The 25383-nt window shown below is 36.6% G+C and carries 21 protein-coding genes and 1 riboswitch; of the genes, 16 read left to right on the top strand and 5 right to left on the bottom strand.

The window, feature by feature from the left end:
• Positions 1–74: 74 nt before the first annotated feature.
• Complete coding sequence (locus EK386_RS10725; protein ID WP_439331228.1) at positions 75–1376, top strand: protoglobin domain-containing protein; 1302 nt, start codon at positions 75–77, stop codon at positions 1374–1376.
• A gap of 166 nt (positions 1377–1542) precedes the next feature.
• Here EK386_RS10725 and EK386_RS10720 read toward each other — a convergent pair whose 3' ends face one another.
• Positions 1543–2340: a TIGR00266 family protein gene (locus tag EK386_RS10720; protein ID WP_126659165.1), complete on the bottom strand. Its 798-nt coding sequence runs from the start codon at positions 2338–2340 to the stop codon at positions 1543–1545.
• 189 nt (positions 2341–2529) lie between these two features.
• On the opposite strand from EK386_RS10720, the gene EK386_RS10715 reads away from it, so the two are divergent.
• The 4 genes from EK386_RS10715 (at position 2530) to EK386_RS10700 (ending at position 8700) form a co-directional block, all read left to right on the top strand.
• Entirely contained in the window at positions 2530–4005 is a 1476-nt protein-coding gene (locus EK386_RS10715; RefSeq protein ID WP_126659164.1) for an aldehyde dehydrogenase family protein, read from the top strand.
• Positions 4006–4025: 20 nt separating this feature from the next.
• Complete coding sequence (locus EK386_RS10710; RefSeq protein ID WP_255507952.1) at positions 4026–5204, top strand: saccharopine dehydrogenase family protein; 1179 nt, start codon at positions 4026–4028, stop codon at positions 5202–5204.
• Positions 5205–5215: 11 nt separating this feature from the next.
• Positions 5216–6406, top strand: a complete 1191-nt coding sequence (locus EK386_RS10705; protein ID WP_126659162.1) for an acyl-CoA dehydrogenase family protein — start codon at positions 5216–5218, stop codon at positions 6404–6406.
• 155 nt (positions 6407–6561) lie between these two features.
• Positions 6562–8700, top strand: a complete 2139-nt coding sequence (locus EK386_RS10700; RefSeq protein WP_126659161.1) for a beta-propeller domain-containing protein — start codon at positions 6562–6564, stop codon at positions 8698–8700.
• A 56-nt stretch (positions 8701–8756) separates the two neighbouring features.
• Here EK386_RS10700 and EK386_RS10695 read toward each other — a convergent pair whose 3' ends face one another.
• Positions 8757–10172, bottom strand: a complete 1416-nt coding sequence (locus EK386_RS10695; protein WP_126659160.1) for a polysaccharide deacetylase family protein — start codon at positions 10170–10172, stop codon at positions 8757–8759.
• Between the two features lie 128 nt (positions 10173–10300).
• On the opposite strand from EK386_RS10695, the gene EK386_RS10690 reads away from it, so the two are divergent.
• Positions 10301–11053 (top strand): threonine/serine exporter family protein, encoded by a 753-nt coding sequence (locus tag EK386_RS10690; protein WP_126659159.1) that lies wholly within the window; start codon positions 10301–10303, stop codon positions 11051–11053.
• A 12-nt stretch (positions 11054–11065) separates the two neighbouring features.
• Positions 11066–11554, top strand: a complete 489-nt coding sequence (locus EK386_RS10685; RefSeq protein WP_126659158.1) for a threonine/serine exporter family protein — start codon at positions 11066–11068, stop codon at positions 11552–11554.
• A gap of 94 nt (positions 11555–11648) precedes the next feature.
• On the opposite strand, the gene EK386_RS10680 is transcribed toward EK386_RS10685, so the two are convergent.
• Positions 11649–13673 carry a bifunctional diguanylate cyclase/phosphodiesterase gene (locus EK386_RS10680; RefSeq protein ID WP_126659157.1) on the bottom strand — a complete coding sequence of 675 codons (2025 nt, stop codon included), beginning with the start codon at positions 13671–13673 and terminating at the stop codon, positions 11649–11651.
• A 187-nt stretch (positions 13674–13860) separates the two neighbouring features.
• On the opposite strand from EK386_RS10680, the gene EK386_RS10675 reads away from it, so the two are divergent.
• The 6 genes from EK386_RS10675 (at position 13861) to EK386_RS10650 (ending at position 21512) form a co-directional block, all read left to right on the top strand.
• Positions 13861–14772, top strand: coding sequence for a DMT family transporter (locus EK386_RS10675; RefSeq protein WP_126659156.1), 912 nt, complete (start codon positions 13861–13863; stop codon positions 14770–14772).
• Positions 14773–14904: 132 nt separating this feature from the next.
• Positions 14905–16626 carry an ABC transporter ATP-binding protein gene (locus tag EK386_RS10670; RefSeq protein ID WP_126659155.1) on the top strand — a complete coding sequence of 574 codons (1722 nt, stop codon included), beginning with the start codon at positions 14905–14907 and terminating at the stop codon, positions 16624–16626.
• Positions 16626–18452 carry an ABC transporter ATP-binding protein gene (locus tag EK386_RS10665; RefSeq protein ID WP_126659154.1) on the top strand — a complete coding sequence of 609 codons (1827 nt, stop codon included), beginning with the start codon at positions 16626–16628 and terminating at the stop codon, positions 18450–18452. The genes EK386_RS10670 and EK386_RS10665 overlap by 1 nt, the downstream gene beginning before the upstream one ends.
• Before the next feature lie 109 nt (positions 18453–18561).
• The gene (locus tag EK386_RS10660; protein WP_126659153.1) at positions 18562–19440 is read left to right on the top strand and encodes a GNAT family N-acetyltransferase; all 879 of its coding nucleotides are present in this window, start codon (positions 18562–18564) and stop codon (positions 19438–19440) included.
• A 130-nt stretch (positions 19441–19570) separates the two neighbouring features.
• Positions 19571–20479: a 1,4-dihydroxy-2-naphthoate polyprenyltransferase gene (locus tag EK386_RS10655; RefSeq protein WP_126659152.1), complete on the top strand. Its 909-nt coding sequence runs from the start codon at positions 19571–19573 to the stop codon at positions 20477–20479.
• 133 nt (positions 20480–20612) lie between these two features.
• Positions 20613–21512 carry a DUF3885 domain-containing protein gene (locus EK386_RS10650; RefSeq protein ID WP_126659151.1) on the top strand — a complete coding sequence of 300 codons (900 nt, stop codon included), beginning with the start codon at positions 20613–20615 and terminating at the stop codon, positions 21510–21512.
• Between the two features lie 162 nt (positions 21513–21674).
• Here the strand turns inward: EK386_RS10650 and EK386_RS20440 are convergent, their stop codons facing one another.
• Positions 21675–21785, bottom strand: coding sequence for a CAP domain-containing protein (locus tag EK386_RS20440; protein WP_246027644.1), 111 nt, complete (start codon positions 21783–21785; stop codon positions 21675–21677).
• Between the two features lie 1034 nt (positions 21786–22819).
• Between EK386_RS20440 and EK386_RS20220 the strand changes: the two genes are divergently transcribed.
• A complete protein-coding gene (locus EK386_RS20220; RefSeq protein WP_158674410.1) occupies positions 22820–22957 on the top strand; it encodes a hypothetical protein in 138 nt (45 codons plus the stop codon).
• 614 nt (positions 22958–23571) lie between these two features.
• On the opposite strand, the gene EK386_RS10640 is transcribed toward EK386_RS20220, so the two are convergent.
• On the bottom strand, positions 23572–24387 hold the full coding sequence (locus tag EK386_RS10640) for a S1C family serine protease (protein WP_126659150.1): 816 nt from the start codon (positions 24385–24387) through the stop codon (positions 23572–23574).
• Positions 24388–24521: 134 nt separating this feature from the next.
• A riboswitch (guanidine-I (ykkC/yxkD leader) is annotated at positions 24522–24614 on the top strand.
• 52 nt (positions 24615–24666) lie between these two features.
• Here EK386_RS10640 and EK386_RS10635 point away from each other — a divergent pair.
• Positions 24667–25008, top strand: a complete 342-nt coding sequence (locus EK386_RS10635; protein WP_126659149.1) for a DMT family transporter — start codon at positions 24667–24669, stop codon at positions 25006–25008.
• Between the two features lies 1 nt (position 25009).
• Positions 25010–25327: a DMT family transporter gene (locus EK386_RS10630; protein ID WP_126659148.1), complete on the top strand. Its 318-nt coding sequence runs from the start codon at positions 25010–25012 to the stop codon at positions 25325–25327.
• Positions 25328–25383 lie beyond the last annotated feature (56 nt).

Genomic DNA, 25383 nt, shown 5'->3' with positions numbered 1-25383 from the left:
ACAATAGTAGTACTTATAGATTGATTTTTCCATAAATTTAGCTATTTTCTTATTCAATAATCCTAAAATTAGGAGTGAGGAATTTGTTCGGTATAAAAAATAAACATGTGCAACACTCCATTATAAATGAGAGATTTCCAGAGGTAGGAATATTTATAAAAGATCCGGTATTCGCATTGCAACTAGAACTTATTGGACTTAAGGAACAAGATTTACATTTAGTTCGTGCGATTAAACCTTTTGTTGATCCTCATGTAAAAGACATTGTCCATGCATTTTATAGCACAATTGGTAGGGTTCCTGAATTTACAAGAATGATTGAGAGCCATAGTACTACTGAACGGTTAAACCATACGTTAAGACACCATGTAATCGAAATGTTAAATGGTTGTGTAGATGAAGAATATATTATAGTTAGACGTAGAGTCGCCAATAAGCATGCGTTAATTGGTCTAACAACAAAATGGTACTTAGCGGCCTTTCAGCAAATAGAGGAAAAAATTATTGAAATTATTTTTGAATTGCCACTACCTGTAAATGAAAAGGGAATGGTTATTCAAGCTTTGCGAAAAGTATGTAATTTGGAACAACAAATTGTGTTAGATGAATATGATCGTGTGGCGCAAAACATTTTTGAAGAGGATCAAGCAAAAGTCAGGTTCGAAGTGAAAGATGTGATTGGAAGTATTTCGACCACTTTAGAAGAACAATCGGTTGCGACAAATGGTGCAGTATCAGAGCTATTTTCAAATACACAAAACGTAAATGAATTATTACGAAATAGTATACAGGATGCACAACAAACGAGAAAAGCATCTGGAGAAGGTTATGAGCAATTACAAGTTTTAAGTGACCAAACAAAAGAGATTAATGATAAAACCATCAAGATGACAAGTATGGTACAAGACCTAAATCGTTCCTCTTCAGAAATTCAAGCTGTTGTTGAAATCGTAAAAGATATAGCAGGGCAGACAAATTTACTAGCATTAAATTCTGCTATTGAAGCAGCACGAGCAGGCGAACATGGAAAAGGCTTCGCAGTGGTTGCCAATGAAGTAAGGAAACTTGCGGATCAAACGAAAAATTCAGTCGAAAAGATTGCCACTTTAATTGCAATGTCTAGTGAAGTAACAGCAGATGTAATTGATTCAATTCACCAAATTCAACAACTCGTTCAAAATGGAATCGAACAAAACGAAAAATCGTTAGAAGCATTTGAGAAAATTTCTGCGACGGTCGGTACAACCATTTCGGATTTTGAAAATGTTGGACAACAAGTAGAATCTTTATCTAGAATTGTTGAGAAAATCGGAAATTCAACAGAAAAATTGGAAGATGCCGCATCGAAATTAAAAGAAACGATTGTATCCTTCTAAAGTAATAAAGTAGATGTCCAGAAAGCACTACACTTTCTGGACATCTACGTTTCTAATAATAAAATATCGCTAAAAAGCTGTGCTCCTGCGGTAGTAACAATAAATTGTCACTATCCTCGTCGCAAAGGAGCCGTCCAAAATGACTTTTTGGACGACTCCTTTATTGTTAGTCGTTAAATAAATTAAACAGTCCGCCAATACCACCTTCACCAGTGCTAGTGCCGCCACCGCCTTGTTTTACTGGGGCAGCTGCGAATACACGGCTTGCTAAACGGCTAAATGGTAATGATTGAATCCATACTGTACCAGGACCGCTTAAAGATGCTAAAAAGATACCTTCTCCACCAAATAGAGCAGTTTTAATACCACCAACAGTTTGGATATCATAATCTACTGTTTGAGTCATGGCAACTAAACATCCAGTGTCTACAAGTAGTTTTTGACCAGGTTGTAAATCCACACGGTGAATGGCACCACCAGCATGAACGAAGGCCATACCGTCTCCTTCAAGTTTTTGCATAATAAAGCCTTCCCCACCGAAGAATCCAGCGCCAACTTTACGTTGGAATTCCACGCCAACAGATACCCCTTTGGCAGCGGCTAAAAATGAATCCTTTTGACAGATAATTTTTCCACCATGTTCACTTAAATCCATAGGAATGATACTTCCTGGATAAGGTGAAGCAAAATAAACATGGCGTTTTCCTGAACCTTCATTAGTGAATGTTGTCATGAATAGACTTTCGCCAGTAATTAAACGTTTTCCAGCGCCCATTAATTTGCCCATCAGACCGCCGCCGTGGCCTTTTGAACCATCCCCAAAGATTGTTTCCATTCGAATAGCATCATCCATCATCATTAAACTGCCAGCTTCAGCAATAACTGTTTCGCCTGGATCTAACTCAACTTCTACAAACTGCATATCATCTCCATACAATTTGTAATCAATTTCATGGTTGTTCATTTGTTATAACCTCCTAAAGTTACTAATACATATATACCATTTTTAAATACGTTTTCCCTTCATAGAAAGTTTCACTTCGTAATAATATTTAATAGAATATTAAATTTTAAGGAAAAAAGGGATTTAAAGAGAAAATGTCGAATATTAGTACAATATAATTGAAATTTCGATTAAATCAAGGAGGGTGTTATGAAGATAGTAAACTTTATTAATGGTAAATGGACTTCTACAGACGACCTTCAAATGATTCCAGTTGTGAATCCTGCTAATGGGGAACAGCTAGCAATGGTACCCCTTTCAACAAAAAAGCATGTGGATGATGCAGTAGCTGCTGCTAAAAAGGCACAGAAACAATGGGCACTTGTCCCCGCACCAAAGCGAGCAGACTTTTTATATGAAATTGGTTTTAAATTAAAAGAAAAGAAGGAATATCTTGCTCAAATTTTAACAAAGGAAATGGGCAAAGTGATCGAAGAAGCCCGTGGTGAAGTTCAAGAAGGTATTGATATGGCCTTGTATATGGCTGGGGAAGGTAGACGCCTTTTCGGGGAAACAACGCCTTCTGAACTTGCTGATAAATTTGCAATGAGTGTAAGGGCTCCAATTGGGGTAGTGGGCTTAATTACACCTTGGAATTTTCCAATTGCTATTGCAACGTGGAAATCATTCCCGGCAATTGTCGCAGGGAATACATTTGTATGGAAACCATCTATTGAAACGCCGTTAATGGCATATGAAATGGCGAAAATTTTTGAAGAAGTGGGTTTACCTAATGGCGTAGCAAACATTGTCTTTGGAACTGGTCCAACTGTTGGGACTGCAATGGTTGAACATCCTGATGTAAAGGTTATTTCGTTTACAGGCTCCAATGCAACTGGAAGCAAAGTTGCAGAGCTTGGTGGAAAGCATCTAAAGAAAGTTTCTCTTGAAATGGGTGGAAAAAATGCGGTAATCGTCATGGATGATGCCAATTTGCAACTTGCCGTGGAAGGAATCATTTGGAGTGCATTCGGTACAGCAGGTCAACGTTGTACAGCATGTAGTCGTGTGATCGTTCACAAAGATGTAAAGGCTGAGCTAGAAGAACGACTAGTATCTGCCTTAAGCGATATAACAATTGGCGATGGTCTCAATCCAGATGTGAATGTGGGACCTGTTATTAATAAAGCTGCTTTAGAGAAAATCAATCACTATGTGCAAATCGGGAAAAAAGAAGGCGCAACATTATTAGCAGGTGGAAAAGTATTAACAACACCCCCTTTTGATAAAGGGTTTTATTTTGAGCCGACCATCTTTACGAATGTAAAAAATGACATGATTATTGCGCAGGAGGAAATATTCGGTCCTGTTGTAAGTATTATTGAAGTCTCTAGTTTAGAAGAAGCAATTGAAGTAAATAACAGTGTGAAATTTGGCTTGTCGAGTTCTATCTTCTCACAAGACGTTAATAAAATATTTAAAGCCCAAAGAGATTTAGATACGGGCATTGTTTATGTAAACGCTGGGACAACTGGTGCTGAAATTCATTTACCTTTTGGGGGGACAAAAGGAACTGGTAATGGACATCGCGACTCTGGTCAAGCTGCATTAGATGTTTACACAGAATGGAAAAGCATTTACGTCGACTATAGTGGGAAACTTCAACGAGCACAAATTGATACTTAAAAACTAAACAGATAAAGGGGATGTGTGTGATGAAAGTAGTAGTTTTAGGTGCTGGCTTAATGGGGAGAGAGGTTGCACGCGATTTAACAGCTAGCGACAAAGTAGAGAAAATTTATTTAGCGGATTTAAATACAGATTCGGCACAAGCTTTTGTAGATTCTTTAAATTCTTCAAAGGTTGAAGTGGTATCGTTAAATGCCAACAATGACGATGAATTACGAACTGTTATGGCTAAAGGGGATATATCCGTTAATGCCTTATTCTATGAATTTAATGAAAAAGTGGCAAATATAGCAATTGAAGTAGGGGTACATTCTGTAGATTTAGGGGGCCATATCGGAAGTGTTACCGATCGAATTTTAACATTAAGCGATCAAGCAAAAGAAAAAAATGTTACGATTATCCCAGATTTAGGTGTTGCACCAGGAATGATTAACATTTTAGCAGGCTATGGTGCGTCTAAATTAGATAGAGTGGAATCAATTAAACTTTATGTTGGAGGTATACCTACAAAACCAGAACCACCGTTAAACTACACACGAGTGTTTTCATTAGAGGGTGTTTTCGATCATTACACAGAGCCTTCAAAAGTAATTCAAGATGGAAAACTGACGGAAGTAAAATCACTTTCGGGTGTAGAGCCTTTTTACTTTGATCAATATGGTGTGTTAGAAGCATTTTATACTTCAGGGGGTATATCTACTCTATACAAAACATTCCCGAATGTAAAGACGCTAGAGTACAAGACAATCCGATACAAAGGACATGCAGAAAAGTTCCAACTACTAGCGGATTTAGGGTTCTTTGATAAGGAAAATAAAGTAGAAATAGATGGCCAAGAAGTAAAAGTCCGTGATGTTGTGCGAGAGGCATTAAAGAAAAAATTATATCTAGGTGATAAGCAAGATGCCGTGGTACTTCGAGTAATTGTAGCGGGCGAAAAGTCTGGCGAGCAAGTGACATACGAATATGAAATGAATATTAAGCGTGAAGATACACAATCGATGACAGCTATGGCGCGTGCGACTGCATGTACAATTGCCGCGGTAGCAGTAATGGTTGGTAGTGGTGTGATTACAGAGCGCGGTGTATTCCCACCAGAATCAATTGTTCCAGGTAGTGAGTACATTGAGAAAATGGCAAAGCGTGATGTGATCATTAAAGAAACATCCCACAAATCTTCTATTGTGAAATGGTAAGGTGATGCAATATGAACTTTGACTTCACAGAAGAACAACAGCTTTTGCGAAAAACAGTTCGTCAATTTGTGGATGCCGAAATTATGCCCCATATTTCCAAGTGGGATGCGCAAGGCAGTTTTGATCAAAGTATATGGAAAAAGCTAGCCGACTTAGGTTTAATGGGTGTTTGTATTCCTGAAAAGTACGGTGGTTCAGGGATGGACTATAATAGCTTGGCCATTGTTTGCGAGGAGCTTGAACGAGGTGACACTGCATTTCGAACAGCCGTTTCCGTTCACACAGGATTAAACTCCATGACCTTACTACAATGGGGTACAGAATCACAAAAGCAAAAATATCTAATCCCACAAGCTCGTGGTGAGAAAATTGGTGCTTTTGGATTAACGGAGCCTGGCGCGGGATCGGATGTAGCTTCACTGGACTCCTATGCAAAACGTGAAGGAGATGTTTACGTTCTAAATGGGCAAAAGACATGGATCTCTCTATGTGATGTTGCAGATCATTTTATCGTCTTTGCTTATACCGATAAATCAAAGCACCATCACGGAATTTCTGCCTTTATAGTAGAGCGAACAATGCCAGGCTTCTCGTCAAAGGCAATCAAAGGGAAGTACGGCATTCGTGCTGGAAATACTGGGGAATTGTTTTTTGATGATGTAAAAGTACCTGTTGAAAATCGTCTTGGCGAAGAAGGCGAAGGATTTAAAATTGCCATGTCTGCATTGGATAATGGTCGCTTTACCGTTGCAGCAGGCGCAGTTGGATTAATACAAGCGTGCTTAGAAGCAAGTGTGAAGTACTGTAAGGAACGCAAAACATTTGGAAAACCAATTGGAGAGCATCAATTGGTAGGTCAGATGATTGCGAAAATGGAAGCTGGCTATCAGATGAGCAGATTACTTGTTTACCGAGTTGGTGAATTAAAAAACAAAGGGGTTCGTAATACACGCGAAACGTCACTAGCAAAATGGCAAGCGTGTGATTTTGCAAACCAAGCTGCAGATGATGCCGTGCAAATTCATGGGGCGTATGGCTATTCAGATGAGTATCCTGTCGCTCGCTACTTACGAAATTCGAAAGCACCGGTGATCTATGAAGGGACTCGAGAAATTCACACGATCATGCAAGCCGATTACGTATTAGGAAGACGAGTCGATAAACCATTATCGCATATGCTGCCAAAATGGCCATTTGAATAAGGAAAAGTTGTGCGTGGGGAGTTTAAAAATTCCTCACGCTTTTTTTGGTAAATCGGAGGGGGTTGGAAAAATAAAAAAATCCTCCTGCAAATTGTGAAACGAAAATAAAGTTTTCAAGTCTAATGGTGTAAGAAACTTACAAAGGAGCGAGTGCTGTGAGAGGAAGGTTTTATGCAGGAGGGATTTTATTACTGATCGTTATGTTGGTATCTAGTGCGATCTTTATCTTTGGAAAGAAGGTGGAGGTAAGCGCGGCATCAACCGTTTTTGTGAACCAACCGTACAATGTTTATTTTTCTCAGCCACTAAAAGAAGGTAGTATCGAAAAAGGTCATATTTATTTGAAGGATGAAGACGGGAAAACCGTTCAAGCAGACTTCACGCTATTTGATAACAATCAGGCAATCGCAATCACAAACACAAAACCTGGAAAGTATGTACTACAAGTCGAAAAAAAGGCCTTTGCCAAACCAACAGCAAAAACAAAAAAACAAACAGTTGAGTTTACGGTCATTGAAGAAATAAAACATCTAACATCTGTTAAAGATATTGAGAGCTTTTTCCAAAATGTATTGAATCGTGAAAAACGTTATAAGAGCAGTGTGGAATATGAAACGAGCGCAACGGAGGAATCAAAAGTAGCGGCAGATAGTGCAGGCTCAAATTCCTCACACTCCACGACAAACAATCAAGTTGAAGATATTGAGGAAGGGGATATTGTTGTAACGGATGGTCGTTATATTTACTCGATCATCGAACAAGACATTGTGATTACCGATGCCAGTAATCCGAAATCAATGAAAGTTGTTAGTAAAATTGAACTTGATCGAAATAGTTATCCAACTCAACTCATGCTGCATGAAGATAAGTTAGTCGTGTTGGTCGATCAATATATCGAAATGAAGAAAGAGAAATATGTATCAGGTATGAGTATGACAAAGGCTACTTTTTATAATGTGAAGGATGCGGCCAAACCACAATTAATTCGTGAAGTTGCGCAAGACGGGTATATGAATGGTATTCGCTTAGCAGATGATATTCTTTATATTGTATCAAATAAGACGCCCGACTATTGGATCATGAATGAGCGAGAAGATGTAGAGCTTCGACCGTACATTTATGATAGTGCTACAGATAAAGAAATTGAACCAATGGATATTAAGCAGCTATCCATTTTACCAGGCTCAATGGAACCGAGCTACACGATTATTTCTGCGATTGATTTAAATAATTTTGACAGTAAAGAAGTTCAAACAAAAGGATTTTTAGGGGGAAGCTCTACTCTTTATATGTCCAAAGAGGCTCTTTATTTAACGGCTACTAATTATGGAGCATCTACTTTTGAAAGTCGGACTTCCATTGCCACAGATATCGCCATCTTACCAATGGCTTCCAATACGGATATTTACAAGTTTGCTATTGATGGTACAAACGTCAAGTTAGCTGCGACGACAACCATTAACGGGACGATTTTGAACCAATTTTCAATGGATGAACACAATCGTTACTTCCGGGTTGCCGTAACAGAAGGAAATATGTGGGGAAGTGGCAATCAAACATCGAAAAACCATCTATTTATCTTTAATGAACGATTAGAGAAAGTCGGGGAAGTGAAGGATTTAGCAAAAGGCGAAAGAATCTACTCTGCTCGTTTTATGGGTGATAAAGCATATATGGTGACGTTTAGACAAGTAGATCCACTCTTTGTTATTGACCTTCAAAATCCGGAAAAGCCAACTGTATTAGGAGAGCTGAAAATTCCTGGCTTTAGTAATTACCTCCATCCATTAGATGAAAATCATTTAATAGGCTTTGGGTATGATACGGAAACGAGGGTGGATAGTTGGTCAAAAGAACCGATTGTGACAACAGCGGGTATGAAAATTTCTCTATTCGATATTACGGACTTTGCAAATCCAAAAGAGCAAGACACGGTTGTCATTGGTGGGCGAGGGACGCATTCGGATTTACAGTATAATCATAAAGCGTTATTTAGAAATGCAAAGCACAATTACTATGGTTTCCCGGTTACCGTTTATGAAGGAACAGGGGAGTATGATGTGAAGTATAAAGGAACAGGGGCTCAAGTTTACGAAATAACAGCTGAAAAAGGCATTCAACTAAAAGGAGACCTAATTACACCTGCTAAAGAAGATGAGCAATATGAAGACTGGGAATCAATGATATCAAGGCTAGTGTATATTGAAGATGCGATCTATACTGTATCTCGAAATGAAGTAAAGAGCTATGATTTACAAAATTTCAAAGCTCTTGGTAGTGTGAAGTTAAAATAAACTAGGTAAAAAAGCGATTCGTTTTGCATACTAATGCTGACGAATCGCTTTAATTTTTATTTATTTTCTAAAAGTTCACTAACGGTTACACATTCGTAGCCTTCATTTTGTAGATAGGCTAAAACGCTCTCTAAACCATCTGCTGTTGGTTGATGAATGTCATGCATTAAGACGATGGCGTTGTTGTGTATGCTTTTCTTCACCATAGGTAATAATTTACTTTGATCACGGTATTTCCAATCCAGTGTATCAATCGTCCACATCACGACTGGTAAGGCAACTAAATCTGTAACTTGCTTGTTTTTTGCACCATATGGAGGTCTAAACACGGTAGGATATTCTCCAATAGCTGTAAAAATGGCATCGTTTGTAGATTTAAGTTGTGATGAAACTTGCTTTGATGAAATGGATGTTAGGTTTGGGTGATTCCATGTATGGTTTCCAATTTCATGCCCGCTGTTATGAATTTCTTGTACTAGTTTAGTATTTTTTGCAATGCGATTGCCAACGACAAAGAAGGTTGCCTTTGCATCGTATTTCTCAAGTAATTTTAAAATTTGCGGCGTTACTTTTTCATGTGGTCCATCATCAAACGTTAATGCGATACGTTTGCCAGTAGGTGGTTTCACCGGAATAATCGTTTCTTTACTTACTGTAGTTGATTTAAAAGGCTCCGCTAGTATCGGATTTAAAAACGAAATAGGGATGATCACATTCGGTGTTCCGGCAAGTGGATCTGCAATTTCGTTGTAGTTATAATAAATAACTAAATGACTGTCACTCACCCCAAAACGGTTAAAATTTTCCCATTTTGGCTCAGTTAATTGTGTCATTTTATCTTTATCAAAGTATTTACTGTAATTTGTTGAGATCTGATTTCTCACATGCTTTGCAAAAACTTCTAAATTCTCAACCTTGTTATTTAATAGTTGAGAAAAACTAATCAATTCTCCAGAATTTTTATTAAAAAGATATGTCTGATAGGTTGTGTCGTAATTCGCTTTATTGATTTTTGTATTATTTTTTAATATGACAGAATAATAATTATTGTTGTGTAGGGAAATATCAGCCGTCATTAGGAATTCACCGACAACATCTACTTTTGAATTGGCATTTGTGTATAGACGGACGGCTTCTACATAGTTTTCTTTTGACGAAGCTATGAATTGTGAAATTTCTTTATTTATGTTTTGGAAATTTGTTTTTGGATAATTTACTGCATAGGGCATCGTAGTGTGATCAGAAGTCTCAGTGATGATTTGAATGTCCTTAAATTTTGTTGGGGATTCAGATAACAATACATCTGGAACATAGGCAATTTCAGCTTTTGTCTTTGCCGATGTAAAACTTTGAAACTTTGAATCTCCCGTTGAAAAAATAAATACACCTATTATCAATGTTAAAAGAAACATTGAACTGAGCAGTGAAAAATGTATCCAGGAACGCCTTTTTTCTTGACGATCGTTTTTCAAACTAGATACTCCCCTTTGTTATATAATTATCAATTAATAGCACATAAAAAAGTTAGAAAAATATGTATTGAGAATTGCATTTCTGTTCGATAATATGAGCATGGAGAAAAGGAGAATAGGATCACGCTATGGATAATAAAGAACAGAATTATGAGATGGCGCTAGATTGTTTTCTACTAGCTGGCCAAATAATGATGGAGAGTGGAGCTGAAACTTATCGAGTTGAAGATACAATGCTCCGTATGGCACGCTCACAATCAATTGAGGATGCGCAAAGTTATGTAACACCAACAGGAATCATCCTGTCATTAGGAAAACGGCAAATTACGAAAATTACCTCTATTACAACGAGAATTACAGATTTGCATAAAATAGCAAAAGTAAATAGTGTTTCTCGTAAGCTTACATTTAAAATAATAACATTAGAAGAAGCTTATGACGAGTTGCGAAAGATACAAAAAACGAATTATTTTTTACCAGTACATTTGCAAATTCTAGCAGCTTCCATTGCTAGTAGTTGTTTTATGGTGCTGTTTGATGGTTTGTGGTCGGATATACCGGCAGCCTTTGTCGCAGGGGGATTCGGCTACTTTGTTGTAACAATTATTCAGGAAATGACCAGAGTAAAGTTTTTCTCAGAATTTCTTGCCTCTCTCGTAGTGGGGTTACTGGCCTCCTTAGCCATACACTTTGGATTAGGAACGGAAATGGATAAGATCATTGTTGGTGGTGTCATGCCGCTTGTGCCAGGTGTTTTAATTACCAATGCAGTGCGTGACTTAATGGCAGGACATTTTACAGCAGGCATTGCAAAAGGAGCTGAGGCGTTTTTGACAGCCTTTGCCATTGGTTCGGGTATCGCATTAGTCGTTGGATTTTAAGGAGACGTGGCTATGGAATTAATTATACAACTTATATTTAGTTTTATCTTTACCTCTTGTTTTGGAGTAATCTTTAATGCACCAACAAAAGCATTGCCTTACTGTGGTTTAGTTGGCTCCATTGGCTGGCTCGTGTATTACTTGTTAATGGAAAACGGAGTAACAGAAGTACAAGCCTCGTTTTTAGGAGCCTTTGCCATTGCCATTGTAGCGCAGATTTTTGCTCGACGGTTTAAAATGCCTATGATTATTTTTAATGTATCTGGTATTATTCCTCTTGTGCCAGGTGGTATCGCTTATAATACTATGCGAAACATAGTAGAATTAGACTATAACCTAGGAATTCAAAATGGAATGCGTGCATTTATGATTTCTGGCGCCATTGCCATGGGGTTAGTATTTGCAGAAGTAATCGTTCAGCTTGTCATGCGGATGTTTAAAAAGGGAAGAACCTCCATGCAAAGTTTCGCAAAGGCAAAGAGAACGCAAAAAATAAAGTAAAAGGAGGGTCCACTTTAGAAGTGAACCCTCGTTTTTTTAGATTGAATAGGCGCTCTCATTGACATCTAGCTAGGCGAGCCCATTCCACTTTTCTCTAAACAGTAGCTACCAAACTACTAATTTCTAATTCAGATACTGGTTTACTAATTAGGAACCCTTGAATTGCGTCACAACCGTACTGTTCTAACAGTTGACGTTGTTCTTTTGTTTCAACACCTTCTGCTAATACAGTAAGATTCATTGATTTACCGAATTGAACCATCCCATGAATTAATCGTTGTGTTTTTTCCGATTGCAGGAGGGAACTAATAAACATTTGGTCGATTTTTAATATTTCAATTGGTAAAAGCTGCATATAACGGAACGATGCATAGCCTGTCCCAAAGTCATCGAGCACGAAAACAATGCCTTCATTTTCGAGTTTACGCATTTGTTTAATAATAGATGTTTCAGCTTCGGCTTCTAATGCAAACTTCTCTGTAATTTCGATTTGGATTAGATTCGCAGGACAACCTGTGCGAGCTAATATACTTAGAATCGATTTTGCCATGTTTTTATCACGGAACTCACGAACAGATAAGTTAATACTTACTTTTAAATTTAAACCTTCTTTTTGCCACTCTGCAGCCTGTTTACAAGCCTCTTCAATCATAAAGGAACCAATATTATTGATCAGACCAGATTCTTCTGCAATCGGTATAAGCTCATCAGGTGATACGACACCGACTTCATCATCTTCCCAACGAACTAGCGCTTCAACTGCAATAATATTACCTGTTTGAAGGTCGATTTGCGGTTGGTATAGTACCTTTAAGTGTTGTTGATCTAGTGCCAGTAATAATCGTTTTTCAATGATTGAACGGCGATTTAATGCTTTATGCGTTGCGTTTGATAGGGACAGGATACTATCTCCACCAGCTTCCCGCACATTTGCAATCGTTGCAATGGATGCGTTCATTAGTTGTGAGAAGTTGGATTGATCCTGTGGTGAACGTGTAATACCACCACTAATAGAAATTGGTACAGCCATATTTCCAATATAAATCGGATTTTGTTTTAAATAAGTTAAAAATCCTTGAATAAACCATTCGCCCAGTGGTGTAATAACTACAAAGTCATTTTCATTGATCCGTGCCATGTCACTGTCTTGGAAATAGATTTTCATTCGTTTTGTAAATTCTATAATTAAGTTATTTTCTAAATGATCATTATGAAGTTCTTTTAACGTATAAAACTTATCGATGCTTAAATAAACAAAGGAGAAGTGTCGACCTTCTTCAATCATTTCCGAAACGATATTTTCGAGACGATGAACGTTCATAAGTCCTGTTTCTGTATCGATATAGGCAATTTTCTCTAGTTGTTGCTTCAGTTTCTTTTCATTTGTAATATCTTTTTCAATCAAAATGTAATGATAGTTTTGTTCAGATTGTGAATAGGTTGGGATTGCAGTAAGATGAACCCAGTAAGATTGCCCATCTTTTGTTACTTTTTCCACGTCACCTTCCCAAATTTGACCGGAATTAATCGTTTGCCATATTGTTTCGACGATCTCAGCACTTTCAACAGTTTCAGGGAATAGTTGCCAGAATGTTTTGCCTAAAATGCGCTTTGGCGTCCAATGACTAGCCTTTAAAAATGCTTGATTACTATGAGTAATAAACCCTTCTGCATCAAGAGTGACAACCATAAAAGTTGAATAAAGGCCATTTTTTAAGTCTATTAGTTCTTGAGATGTATCGTCCATTCGTATGACTAAATCGTCTAGTAAACAAGTAACTAGGATAGAAGGGACACCATCAAGGAAACATGGCATTGTCAGCAATGTTGCACTAACAAAAGAATCGTTTTTCGTTACAAGTTGAATATGTTCAAAACGAAATGGTTCTTTTCCTAATAAAATACGGTTCCATGATTCTTCAGTAAATGTTGAAAATAAAGTAGTGTTAATATTTGTATTTTTACTAGTAGTAAGTTCGTTCAGAGAATATCCAAAATATTTTACACATAAGTCGTTCCAAATGGCTACATGGCCATTTCGATTTAGTAAAAAAGTTGGGAAAGGCGCAAATGTTACTAGTTCTTTATCAATTTTAAAAATTTCTTTTTCGCGGCTCATTCTTTCCGTCTCCTTAAATTTCGTATATTAATACTATTATTATAAAGTTTTTGAAGCAAATAGTCATTACATATCTGGTTGTAATATTTTGATAATAGTAGATTGGGGGACTTAAGTTCTAATTTGGGTGTATATGCGAAAAAAATATATCAATTTAAAATATTAAATGTAGATTGAGGGCGAATTGATGGAGAAAATAAAAGGAATTTTCCTCATAGTAATGGGGGCCATGCTTTGGGGAGCTACAGGACCATTGATGGAATTTATTTTAGAAAACACAGGGATGACCGTGTCTTTTATGTTAACTATTCGTCTTTTAGTAGCTGGATTGGCAATACTTTTATTCTTAGTTGCTACGAAAAAGTCTATATTTCCTATATGGAGATCCGCGCATTGGAGGAGGCAATTGATTATCTTTAGTGTGTTGGGAATGCTTGGGCTTCAGTTTTCTTTCGTTACAGCAATTAATGTAAGTAATGCAGTTTTCGCTACCTTATTACAATTTTTAGGGCCAATTTTTATTGTTATTTTTCTTTCGATTAAATTAAGAACATGGCCGCCAAAGTATCAACTGCTTGGGATTATGGGGACGTTTTTTGGATTATTTTTATTATTAACAAACTTTTCCTTTGATTCTTTGCTAGTTAGTACAGAAGCCATCATATGGGGAGTAATGCTAGGGGTTACTTTTGCCATCTATACACTTCATCCAGTGGCATTGATGAATGAATGGGGCGTCTTGGTCGTTGTTGGTTGGGGGATGTTAGTAGGAGGCGCTATTTTAGGTATTACTACATTCGTTTGGAACAGTGAAGAGTGGGTGTTACTTTTAAACATCAATACTTCTTTATGGATGGTGGTCTTGATCTTCTTCGGTACCATAGCATTCATTTTGTTTTTAAGTAGTATGAAGTATATAAGTCCGGTATTAACTAGTATTCTATCTAGTATTGAGCCATTAACAGCAATGGTGATTTCCATCATTGTTTTCCATACTACTTTAGGCTTGTGGCAAGCTCTCGGTGTTTTCATTATGCTCGGTTGTGTTACATGGCTTTCAATTGTAGGTGAAAAGGCAGAAAGTTACAATAATGAATGAAGATGTGAACATTTTGTAAACAATCTAATGTAAAATAATCACCAGAAGTTGATAAAGGCTTTCAATATTTGTCTGAATTCAAATTGATTGAGCTTTATTTCTTAGATTGTTGTCTTCGTTAGGGGTGTTTGTGTGAAAGTAGTATTTTCTTATATAAAACCATATAAATGGCCAGCGCTAATTGCAATTTGTCTAATGCTTTTTGAATTAACGGTGGAACTTACCCAACCATTAATTATTGCGAAAATTATAGATGAAGGAATAGTTGCAGATGATATAGAGACGATCTGGTACTGGGGATTGATTCTAGTAGGCTTGGCTCTTTTAGCTTTTGCAAGTGGCGTGGTGAATTCTTATTTTTCGTCCCATGCTGCACAAAGCTTTTCATATGATTTACGCAACGCCTTATTTAGCAAAATACAGTCTTTTTCGATGGCGACCTATTTGCGTTTTCCGACATCGGGGTTAATTACAAGGTTAACGAGTGATGTGCAACAGGTACAGACCGTCTTTTTTATGAGTTTACGCATTATGTTACGTGCGCCCCTTGCAGCAATCGGAAGTTTAATAATGGCCTTTGTGGTAAATTCGAAAATGGCTTTATTTTTAATGATTGGTACGCCAATTGTGGTGTTGTTTTTATATGTAATTGTGAAAAAGGGTGTTCACTTATTTGCAACGGTGCAACGTAGATTAGACCGGGTAAACCGTGTGCTTCAAGAAAATCTTCAAGGTATTCGTTTAGTAAAAGCGTATATGCGAATGGATTTTGAAGGCAATCGATTTGAAGAAGTAGCGGGTGATTTAAAAACGGATACGATGAAGGCATTACGCGTAATGGAGCTCATTATGCCAGTGTTGTTATTCGTTATGAATATGAGTTTACTTGCTGCTCTGTGGTTTGGTGCTATTGATGTGAGAAATGGGAACGCTCAAGTTGGGGAACTAATTGCGGTTGTAAACTATGCAATGCGTATGACAGGGAACTTTTCAATGTTTGCCTTTATTATTAATGCCTTCTCCCGTGCAAAGGCTTCTGCTGAACGGATGGCGGAAGTTTTAATTATTGAAGAGGGTATCGAAAAACATGTTACATCTGAAAAAGTTAGACCATTAACAGTAGGCTCCATTAAATTTGAAAATGTTTCATTTAACTATCCAAATACAGATAAAAAGGTGCTCGACAATATATCCTTTACGGTAATGGAAGGTGAGAAGCTTGCCATTATGGGGGCAACGGGTTCAGGAAAATCTACCTTATTAAATTTGCTTCCACGTTTTTACGAACCGACATCAGGTGCAATTTATATTCATAACCAAAATATCAATGACATGCCACTAGAAAGTTTACGAGCAATGGTAGGATTTGTCCCTCAGCAATCGATGTTATTTACAGGCTCTATTTATGAAAATGTCCGCTGGGGTAGACAAGCAGCTGCTTTAAATGAAGTGCATTATGCAGCATCACAAGCGCAAATTCATCAAACCATTGAAAACTTTCCAAATCAATACGAAACGCGTGTCGGGCAAAAAGGGGTTAATCTTTCAGGTGGACAAAAGCAAAGATTATCCATTGCCCGAGCTTTAATACGAGAACCTCAAATATTAATTTTAGACGATAGCACGAGCGCTCTTGATGTGAAAACTGAATCTGCATTTTGGGAAGCATTAAATGATAAGCAAGCTACGATGCTAGTAGTTACACAAAAAGTTCGGACAGCAAAAGGTGCGGATAAAATTCTACTATTAGATGAAGGTCGTGTTATTGCTTTTGGACATCATGATGAATTAATGAATACAAGTGAGCAGTATAAACAAATTGCTTTATCACAAGGCAAAGAAGGTGAAGCGTAATGAAATCCCTTAAAGAACCCTTTGGATACGAGCCACTTTTATCGAAAGAAGATTTAAAAAGACCGGTAAAAAAGAAAAAAGGCCCTAGAGCGAATGATTGGAAAAATACTTTACTACGAATTTGGAAAATCGTTGATGAACAACGAGCGTTACTCATTGCTGTTTTAGCACTTGTTGTGATTAGTTCCGCCATGTCGCTTTTAGGACCATTTCTAATAGGTCACATTATCGATGAATATGTGATGAAGTTTCATTTTGATGGTATGTCAACAATGATCATCGCATTAATCCTAATCTACTTCGTGTTGGCAATAGCTTATTTTCTTCAAAATTATTGGATGATTGGAATAGCCCAACAAACCATTTATAAAATGCGTACGGGAGTATTTAATCAATTAGTTCGATTACCTGTATCGTATTTTGACAAACGTCAACATGGGGAATTAATGAGCCGCGCAACAAATGATATTGAAACAGTAAGCTCTACTTTAAACAGTTCATTTATCCAAGTATTTTCAAGTATTCTGACGTTAACAGGGACGATTGTGGTCATGTTAATGTTAAGTCCTCTACTCACTTTGCTTACAATGTGTATTATTCCGGTGATGTTTGTCGCAACTCGTTGGATCACAAGAAGGACGGGGAAATTATTTAAAGAACAGCAAAGTGCACTCGGCGCGTTAAATGGGATGATTGAAGAAACAATTTCTGGACAACGTGTTGTCAAAGCATTTTCCCAAGAAGAACGGGTAAAGCAGGAGTTCCGTGAAAAAAGTGCACATCTACGTAGAACAGGATTTTGGGCACTAACATATTCAGGCTATATTCCAAAAGTGATGAACTTTTTAAATAATCTTAGTTTTGCTATAGTTGCAGGAGTTGGGGGGATCTTAGCTTATCATGGATTTGTATCGATCGGGACAATTGTTATTTTTACAGAGTACGCCCGGCAATTTACTCGTCCATTAAATGATTTAGCGAATCAGATGAATACGGTGTTGTCTGCTATTGCGGGTGCAGAGCGGGTGTTTTCAATTATGGATGAGAATAAAGAGGAAGACATTGGCGCATTCGGTGAACATCATAAACTTCAAGGGGCAGTGGAATTTAAAAACGTGTCCTTTAAATATGAATTGGAGGAACAATCCCACACCCTACAAAATGTTAGCTTTTATGTGCAGCCGGGACAAACTGTTGCCTTAGTTGGCGCTACAGGTGCTGGGAAAACAACCATTATGCAATTAATTGCGAGATTTTATGATGTACAAAAAGGCGAAGTGCTCTTTGATGGGGTAAATGTACGAGACATACAACGAACTACATTGCGTAAACAAATGGCGTTTGTTCTGCAAGATTCATTTATTTTTGAAGCAAGCATCTATGATAACATTCGGTATGGAAGACTAGATGCAACAAATGATGAAGTTGAAGAAGCGGCTAAAAAAGCAAATGCCCATGATTTTATTATGAAACTACCGAATGGCTATAACACGGTTTTAACTTCAGATGGTAGTAGTATTTCACAAGGGCAAAAGCAACTTTTATCCATTGCGCGGGCACTTGTTGCGGACCCGGTCATTTTATTGTTAGATGAGGCCACTAGTAGTATTGATACGGTAACAGAAGTAAAAATTCAACAGGCGTTGGAGCTATTAATGGAAGGACGCACTAGCTTTGTCATTGCGCATCGATTAAATACTGTTCGTCATGCAGATCTCGTTTTAGTAATGAAAGAGGGACATTTGGTTGAGACAGGAACGCAGCAACAATTAATCCAAAAGAATGGCGTCTATGCAAATATGCTCAAACAATCTGGTATTTTATGATTCCACTAGGTAATTACATGTAATTACTGAAATGACCTTGCTACAGTACTTTCGTTCCTCTAAAATTAAATCGATATAATATAAGATGATTTAGGAGCGAAAGTATTCTATGAATTTTTCAATTATTACTGCATCTTTTCCTATAGATGACGAAACCTATAAAGAAATTAAACTATTATGTGACGAAGCTTTCGTCATAGATCAATTTAACTATTGTCCAGTATTAAATTTAACGGAGTCCCAAAAGGTGGATGCAAGGGGATTTTTTGTCCTCGCATATGACGATGAGCACGACCAATTAGTAGGTGTAGCGAATGCTATGGATCAAATGGGGTTAAATACATATGAATGGTCGATTTTAGTTGCTCCGATGTATAGAGAAATTGGAATTGATGAAGCTTTATTAAAAGTAGTTGGAGATGGTCTTCATCACCGTGGGGCAGAAGGGGAACTAGCGTTAGTAATCGAAACTGATACTTCCCGTCGTAAATTTGTTGAGAAGTATGGGTATAGTTATAGCTTTTCAGAAGCAACTTTTGAAGCAAGATCTGAAGCAACAGCGCTATGTGATCGTATTTTTATTCGTCCGTATATTGAAATAGCGGATGAGGACAATATGATTGAAATTTTAGGTGAAGCATTTGGTGATTTACGAGAAGAATCGGTGGAATTAATTTCCTATAACACTTCTACTGAAGGACGAATTATGTGGGTTGCCATTTTAGACGATGAAATTGCAGGAACTGTCACATCCGTAAAAGAAGGTGACATCCAATGGGTAACCGCATTAGCCGTACACCCAGATTATCAAGGTCAAGGTGTTGCAACGGCACTATTAAACTGGGTAAAAGACTTTGCGTTACGCAGTGGTGAAAAAATTGTCATGCTAGAAGTAGAAGTAGATAACGAGAGAGCACTTGCGGTATATGAAAAAGCAGGATTTATTAAGTCGATGCAAGTGGATTACTTTGTATATACAGGTGAATAATTCAAAATAAGTCCACGATATTAGGTGGGCTTTTTGATTGTTTAATTAGTACAAGTCATTTGAGCAACTAGTTGAATTTGTTATAATGGATGAATGAAACTTATAAATAGTAAGGAAGTTGAATAGATTCATGGAAAATGAAACTTTAAGTCCCGCTAAGTTAATGTGGAAAATGACTCGACCACATACACTAACGGCGACCTTTGCCCCTGTCATTTTAGGGACAGTATTGGCATTGTATGAAACAAAAATTGATTGGTTATTATTTGCTGCAATGATGATTGCTTGTTTAGCATTGCAAATCGCGACCAATTTATTTAATGAATATTACGATTTTAAGCGCGGATTAGACACAGCTGAATCAGTGGGTATTGGTGGCGGGATCGTTCGTCATGGATTGAAGCCTAAAAACGTGCTAACCGTTGCGATTTTACTCTATGTATTTGCAGCGATCATCGGTGTTTACATTTGTATGAATAGTAGTTGGTGGTTAGTGGTGATTGGGCTGTTCGGTATGGCTGTAGGTTATCTTTACACAGGTGGACCAATCCCAATTGCCTACACTCCATTTGGTGAGCTGTTTGCAGGAGCGTTAATGGGGACAGGGTTTGTGTTAATTGCTTACTTTATCCAAACAAATACGCTAACACTCCTTGCGATATTAGTGTCTATACCGGCTGGAATTTTAGTCGGTGGCATTAATATGGCAAATAACATTCGTGATATCGAAGAAGATACAAAAGGTGGACGTAAAACATTGGCAATTCTTCTAGGTAGAGATAAAGCGATCGGTTCTTTAGCTATAGCTTTTGTCCTGTCTTATTTATGGATTGTGATTTTAGTTTTCCAAGGAGATATTAGTCCTTGGGCATTGGTTATTTTTCTAAGTGTGAAAAAGCCAATTTCAGCGATCCAAGGCTTTAAAAAAGGAGTGACAGAGCTGCAATATATGCGAGTGGCAATGAAATCCACAGCGATTACCAATACGTTATTTAGTTTCCTTTTGTCTATTGGATTATTGATTAGTTATATATTTTAAAGGTTAGGCGTTTCCGAAATTTACGGAGGCGTCTTTTTTAATTGTGATTATAAATGATATGTTAAAATATTTGGAACACGGAACGGACCTATTCAAAGAATGCTTACAATAACGGTTATTACAAGGAGGGAAAATGGAGTATTTAACGAATTGGCTAAATCAAAAACATAATTGGATTCGTTTTGAATTAGGGGTAATACCTGAGAAAAAAGAGGAGTATTTAACCGAAAACTATTTCCAACCGCTTCTTAATCGTGCTAAGCAGATTGTAAATAGCCTTTTTCAACAAGAAGATCAAGTAGTACTCATTATTTGCACCTATCAAAATGCATTGCCCAACATAAATCGCTTTTTAATCAATCCGAAAGATATTTATCGATTGAAATATGAAGAGATTGACTGTGAAGACGGGAAGGAGTTTTATTGGTCTGTATCTGGGAATAAGGCATCCTTTCGTTTACCAACATTGCTTCGAGCCATAGCAAATGCGGACTTTTCAGTAAAGCCAAAAATAGAAGGGCAAGTCTATTTAATTAATACAACGACGAGTATCTTATTTCATATGTATGATGATCGTGGTTGTGATATCTATTCCGTGAACCAAGATGTGTTACGTCCTATTTACCATCAGTTCAGAAGGTGGATATTAGATTATGATCGACTTCGCATTGATCGTGCATTTAAAGAAGGACTTTTTCAGGTGACGGAAACTGTACAGGAAAAACTATGTCGGATTAATAAAAATAGAGAATTGGTTCGTGCCATGGAGGTTAATTTAAGAATCGATAATACAATGACAATCGTTCATTCATTAACGATACCGTACGAAAAGGGAAAAAGCTGTCTTCAAGAAATAGAGCAAACGGGTTTTCAAATCACTTATGAATGGACGCAAAATACATTTAAGATTTGGGCGAGCAAAATGGAAGTATTGGCCTTAATCGATTATCAAACAGAATTAATAGCTCTCTATGCAAAGAAATATGAAGGAATATATGAAGGGTGGGTCGCTACAAAGGTTCATAGGAGCTAAATTTGTCCGGCAACGGTTCTACATCCTTAGACTTGATTTACTAATAATCAGGTCTTTTTTGCATTTACATATAAATTTAATGAACTCGTTCGTCCAACGTATTGATGATTGGAGAATCTATAAAATAACAATTGAAAAAGACAGGGGGTTTTCCCTGTCTTTTTATTGGTTTATAAATAGTTGTGTCCAGTAACTTCCATTTTGTTCATAACCTACACCGATTTGAGTAAAACTTGCACTTAATATATTTTTTCGATGGTCATCACTGTTCATCCATGCTATCCCAACTGCGGTTTTTTATCCTTGTGTGATATTCTCGCTAGCAGTCTTATAACTGAATCCATCCATTTTGTTCGTATTCAATGAACTTCCATATGTGGGTGAAGTATGGCTAAAATACTTTTTACCTCATTAATAAAGCTCGTGGGCTCAAAAAATTATTTATCATACGTTATTTTGAACTTTTGGGTAATATAATTTGTGAAATGGAGCGATATTCTAAAGTGAGGCTATTAAGATTGATAAATTAACACCTCTATTAAAATTAATCGTCAATTAAGTTGACGAAATTGTTATTTTGAATAGGTGAAATTTGTTGAAATAATTGTTTGAACGAATTTTATTTTCAAATAACTGATAGCGTGTATATGAATCAGAAAAGTGGTGTCAAGCAGTAGAAGTAAAAGGTGGATAGTTAGTTTTTCTGTCAACCTAGATGACGAAAATATTATATTTATATAGATTGTATTGTCGAAAAAAGACTCGAAAATTACATAACCTGTGAATAGTGTTCTTCTCAAGATAATAAGTAAGATAAGTGGCTTAAGTGATGGTATTATATATAGCCTGTTGAAATTAATTGTAAACATAGTTGACAATTTTATTATTGTGTAAAAGTAAAATAGTCGAGAGAAGTCAAAAACTGTAGAAGTTATTAAAATAATAATTGGAGTGTAGTGCCGTTAAAGAATACTGGATTAATACTTTGAAACATAAAGGTGGATACATAATTTTCTGTCAACTAAGTTTACGAGAAAGTGATATTTATATAGGGTGTTTGTAACAATAGATGGATTTATGTCGAGTGAGAAGCGATTTTTTAAACATGGTTCTAATTATGAAAGTAATTTTTATAAGAAATTGTAAGTGATCATGTAAGCTAGAAGGTTTTATATGGACGTTCTATTTTTAAAATGCTGCTATTTAAGATGCTTGGAAATTGTAAATCTTCATAAAGAATTTAGATAAATAATATGATGTATGAGTGAAGGTTTAGGGTGCTAAAACCAATACGAGGGGTTGGGAAGTTGAGGTTTGTACAAGCTATTTTATTATTTATTTGTATTTACGTAGCAGCTTATCTATTTTTGTATGATGGATCGGTATTCAAAACAGTACAATATTCTGTAATTATGTGGACAATCGTAGTCATGATAAAAAGATAATTTGAAATTTAGGGATTCTGTTGTTAAGAGCAGGTCCTTTTTGTGTTGGGAATCAAAAAATGTGAGAATAATATTATTCTTATCTGATTTTAGAGAAGTGGTTAATAAGGGTTGATAAAAAAGGATTTAACTCAAGTTTTTTTGTCTACTTGGTTGACGAAAAAATTATATTAAGAAATCTATGTATATAAGTAGTGTGGGTTTGTTAAATATATAAAAATATCTTTAATGTAAACTAGGTTGACATAAAAAGAGGATGTCGGCTGCGGTATGCCAAATTTCAAAGATATTAAAGATATTAGAATTTAGTAACGTAAGTTTTATTGATAAAATAAACTGTACTTTCTATGTTAGTAAATTATTAACGTCAACATGGTTTACAAAGAAAATGAATAGAGAGTTTGATTTATCAATGTATAGAAACGTCTTGATTGAATGTGTAGAAAAGTAATTGCTTTATAAACAAAATATCACCTAAAATTGCTAGGTGATATAATGGATATTTTTATATGAATAAAATTATGTTGTCAACAAAGTTTACAATAAAAAAGTAATATGATGCTATGAAATTGAGGTTCATTGTAGCACTTTAGAAAAAAGGGAATTGTTAATTACTATTTTAATAGATTAAGCTTTTCGTGTAATAAATCAATCGGAATAAATAATCCAACACGGCCGTATTCTTCTGTTTTTGTAGTGGCGAAAACAATCCCAATAACATTACCTACTTTATTAATGACAGGGCTACCACTATTCCCGTGATAGACGGGTGCATCCAACATAATGACTTCATCTTCCCAATCTTGCAGCAACGTATAATCAATTACTTTTCCTTCATTTGCAATGCCTGTAAAGTATAAAGGATTTCCAATAAAGTAGATTTGTTCGCCTTTTGTTGGCTCGTAGGATTTTTCTAAAGATAAATGAGGTAGATTCTCGCTATCTACTTTCAAAATGGCTAAATCAATAGTTGGGTAGCTTTCAACAACTTCACCTTTATATATTCCATCACCGGGAAAAGTAACGGTAATTGTAAGTGCGTCATCAATAACATGTTCATTTGTCACAATGTATCCATCGTCAGAGATAGAAAAGCCAGTACCTTTTCCATTGTTTGTTTTCACTTCAACAATTGCTTTTTTATATGTTTTAATCTCGTCTTGTTGAGAAAGGGCGGCGGATTTTTTAATAAATTCAATTGCAGGGATAGAGTATATTTCAAAAATGACTGCAAATGTACTGAATAGGAGCATTCCAGCCATGATCCAAGCAACCAATCGAACAGACCGTGGCCGCTTCTTTTGTTTTTTTATCCCAGACAATCTTTCCAGTCGCGCTTTTTCAAGTGCCTCTTTTTGTGCTTCTAATACGAGTTCAATCAATTCTTCTTCGCTTATTGGTTCAACTTCATTTTCTTTATCTTTAGCCATTCGTACCCTCCTTGCTATGTCTATCATATCGAACATACTAGAGAAATGGAAACAGGTGGAGTTTCAAATTAAAGCTTACATATGGCTCCCTTGAAATCAAACTGAAAATGTGAAATAATACAAGGCAGTTAAATAAAAAAGTTTTCTAGGGTTCCGCACTTTTACGTGGTCTGGTCCGAGAGAAAACCACATTTATTGTGACACGGAAGGATAAAAGCCTGGGAGATACTATTACTAGTATTCGCTCGGGCTTTTTTATTTTGAACGGAGGTATCTTTAATGAATCGACATTGGCTAAAGGTGATCGTTGCTGTTGTATTCGAAGTGATTTGGGTGATTGGATTAGCTCATGCAAATAGCATTTTAACTTGGGTTGGGACGGGTATCGCAATTATCATATCGAACTATTATTTAGTTACAGCAACAAAAAACTTACCGGCAGGAACGGTGTATGCTGTGTTTGTTGGTTTAGGGACGGTAGGGGCTATATTATCAGAGATTCTATTTTTTGGTGAGCCCTTTCATCTTGTGAAAATCCTTTTAATTCTTTTATTACTGGTAGGTGTAATTGGATTAAAAGTAGTGACAGACAAAGAAGATAGAAAAGAGGTCGAAAACTAAGATGGCATGGATTGCGTTAATTGTAGCGGGATTATTTGAAACATTTGGTGTGGCGATGATGAACCAGTGGAGTGTGAGTCGTAGTTGGAAGCCACTATCATTATTTGTACTAGGTTTTGGTGCTAGTTTAATACTGCTACATTATTCAATGAACTTTATTGCAATGGGTACTGCATACGCAATTTGGACGGGAATTGGCGTTGTGGGAGGTACAATTGTAGGTATGACTTTCTACGGTGAATCAAAGGATTGGAAAAGGGTATTGTTTATTGCCATTATATTAGTTTCGGTGGTTGGACTAAAGGTGATAGACGGATAGTATGCATTGTGGAGAAAATGATAATATTGATTGTAAATAGTTTATAGGGGATGGAA

This window comes from Lysinibacillus antri (assembly GCF_003977595.1).
GTDB lineage: Bacteria > Bacillota > Bacilli > Bacillales_A > Planococcaceae > Ureibacillus > Ureibacillus antri.
Note: the sequence above shows the minus strand (reverse complement) of the source record. Positions and strands in the feature narration are given on the sequence as shown.